This is a genomic window from Pseudomonas sp. 05T35 (assembly GCF_056396605.1).
On sequence record NZ_JBFTLU010000503.1, the window covers coordinates 1 to 3,129 of the forward strand.

The window sequence follows — 3,129 nt, forward strand, 5'->3', positions numbered from 1 at the left end:
GTTTTGGGGGTGTTCCCGTGTAGAAATACTGGGAAGCAACGTCAATACATTGGTTCCTCACGCCATACGCCCCCACCATGACGGTTATGTCGGCGCAAACCGGGAGACCGGGGTCAACAAGATCGTAGGCGCTAGCCGGGATGTCCATATCGCGCGCAAGGATGGTGAGGAGCGCTGGGGCGCGATGTCAATCTCGAAAATTACCTTGCAGGGCCGAATCCTGTATGCGGCCTTCGTCAAGGATGTGACACCGACGCGCTTGAAAGATATCGAACACCGGTTGCTGTCGATGTCGGTCAATATCACCAGCTCTGCCACTTGTATTGTCGACGCCGATGCACGCCTTATCTATGTCAATGACGGGCTTATTCGATTGCTTGGGTATTCCCGTGAGGAGGTCATCGGACGGTCGCCCCTGATGTTCTTTGTCTCCGATATTCAGGCCGAAACGCGTGCGCAAGCGGTGCTCGAAAGAGTCCTGCGTGGTGAGCCCAGTGAGGCCAGCGCACTGATCAGCAAGCGTAATGGTCAACGGTTGTGGGTGCATATCTCGTCGACCCCCGTGTTCGATGCTCAAGGGAAGGTCGATAACATCGTCATCGTGCTGACCGACATAACCCGGTCCAAGCTGCACGAGGTGTTACAGGACAAGGTGATAGGGGCTCTTTTGAAAGAGCAGTCTTTGGAAAGCGTATTGACCCTGATGTGTCAGGAGATCGAACGCATCGCACCCGAAGTCATTGTTTCGATCCTGAGCGTGGACCCGGAGGGTTTTCTGCACCCGTTGGCCAGTCCTGGTTTGCCGACCGATTACTCCAGAGCGATCGAGGGATTACCGATAGGTCCTGTTGCCGGGTCTTGCGGGACAGCGGCCTACAGGGGCGAACCGGTTCTGGTGACGGATATCATCCACGATCCGCTCTGGGCGGATTACAAGTCTCTGGCCGAAAAGTCGGGTTTGCGAGCGTGCTGGTCTATTCCTGTGCGCAACGGCGCAGGGCGGATCGCTGCCACCTTTGCACTCTATTTCAGGGAATGTCGCGGTCCCGATACCTTGCATGCTCACCTGGTGACGGCGGGAACGCACCTGTGCATGTTGGCGCTCGAGCGGGAAGAGGCGCGTGAGTCCATTCGAAAAATGGCGTTTTATGATGCATTGACCGGCTTGCCCAATCGCAGTTTTTTGCTTGCACAGGCGGACCGGGCCATAGCCGAAGTTGCTCAAGAGCAGGCCGGGTTGGCGGTGCTGTTTGTCGACCTGGACCGCTTCAAGCAGGTCAATGATGCGCTGGGGCATGCTTCGGGCGACGAGTTGTTGCAAGTCATGGCGCAACGGTTACGCAGTGTGCTCCGGGAGTCGGACATTGTCGGGCGGTTATCCGGCGATGAGTTCGTTCTGGTACTTCCAAGGATGAATGCCACGCAGGTCACGACCTTTCTCGAGCGGCTGAAGATGACCCTGAGTACTGCGGCCAATATAGCCGGCACCTCCGTGGTCCTGTCGGCCAGTATCGGTATAAGCATGTTTCCAGTTGACGGGCAGGATATGGAAAGCCTGCTGCATTGTGCCGATATTGCGATGTACCAGGCTAAACGTACCGGCCGTGGCAGCTTCAGTTTTTTTCTCGAAGAGATGAACAAGATCGCTCAGGAACGTTTGATACTTGAGACGGCGTTGCGTGTGACCCTGGCTGACAACGCTCTTCACCTGGTTTATCAGCCGCAAGTCGATTTGAGGAACGGGCGTCTTGTCGGCGTAGAGGCGCTGGCACGCTGGGAACACCCAACACTGGGCAGTATCTCGCCAATGCGATTCATACCCTTGGCCGAGGAGTGCGGGTTAATCAATGAGTTGAGCCAATGGGTGTTGCAAGAGGCCTGCGGGCAATTGGCGCAGTGGCGCCGACAAGGATTCGTGGTCCCATCCATGTCGATCAATCTGTCACCGATCAACTTTCACAATCTGAATCTGGTGGGGCTGATCGACGAGCAATTGCGTCGATGTAAATTGCAGCCCGCCGATTTGTGCGTGGAGGTGACGGAAGGTGTATTGCTTTGCAACAGCCCTGGTTCAGAGCAAGCCATCCAGGATCTGCATGCCTTGGGTGTACGTCTGGCGATCGATGACTTTGGCACGGGTTATTCCAGCCTGGGGTACTTGCGGCGGTTGCCGATCAGCGAACTGAAACTGGACAAGAGTTTTGTTGATGACCTGGAGCACGATGCCTCCTGCCGCGCATTAAGCGAGTCTGTCATCGGTATTGGTAAGGGGCTTTCCTTGCATGTTGTCGCGGAAGGCATTGAGCACGCTGCCCAGCGTGACATTCTCAGATCGCAAGGTTATGAGGTCGGACAGGGATATTTCTTCTCTGTTCCATTGTCTTCCGGGGCGTTCATGCAATGGATGTTGAGCGGCTCGAGCGGGCGATAAACGGCGTAGAAATATTCCTGGCCAGCCACGGCAGTCGGTCAGGTCCTCATCCCTGACATCTATACTCTTTGTCATGCATTCAGCCATGGGATCCCGATCCCGGGACCTGTTCTGTTCACTCGCTGGTGATAAAGCCTTGGCCTGGATTTACGAGGGCTCAACATGCGGATTTTGATAGGGGTTGCAGCCTTTTTATTCATTTCAGGGTGCATGACTTCTCCAGTTCCAGCGGAAAAAGCCGCTCAGGTTCCAGGTGATCGGGTTTTTGCATTTCAGCAACCCATCGGGGGAGATAGCGGGACTATTTTTGTGACGCGTGATGGTGGCTTGCTAGGTTCGGCCTGCTACATCGGTGTTTACGTGAACGGTGATTTTGTTGCGAGAGTGGGGCCCGGCGAAGGAGCAAGATTTTTCACCAAGCCCGGGGAAGTCTTTGTCGGCGCAGGAGAAGACCTGAAGGGTAACGGCCTGTGTTCGTTAGGCATTTCCTTACGCGAGGTGGTAACGACCATGGATGCCGGAGAGGTCAGGCATTTTCGAATTTACGGTGATGCGAGCGAGGGCATTTCAATAGCGCCAAGCTCTCGCTGAAGTAGTGGAATACAAGATGCGACCTTTAAAAAAGTGTGGTTATTTAAGGGCTTAGGGGATTATTTGTGTAAAAAAAAGATGTAAATATCTTGTTACATGTCCAGTGG

Annotated in this window: 2 protein-coding genes; both read left to right on the forward strand. The window is 54.7% G+C overall.

The genetic code is table 11. The annotated features are described in order from the left end of the window. Positions 1-2,431: sensor domain-containing protein (locus AC1DH9_RS26090; RefSeq protein WP_477809065.1), on the forward strand; the 2,431-nt coding region annotated here is incomplete at its 5' end. A 162-nt stretch (positions 2,432-2,593) separates the two neighbouring features. Beyond that, positions 2,594-3,022 (forward strand): hypothetical protein, encoded by a 429-nt coding sequence (locus AC1DH9_RS26095; RefSeq protein WP_427532409.1) that lies wholly within the window; start codon positions 2,594-2,596, stop codon positions 3,020-3,022. Positions 3,023-3,129: the final 107 nt, after the last annotated feature.

What these genes read in the sequence shown, in the direction of transcription:
- AC1DH9_RS26095 (WP_427532409.1), top strand. Translation starts at nt 2,594, where the DNA reads ATGCGGATTTTGATAGGGGTTGCAGCCTTTTTATTCATTTCAGGGTGC.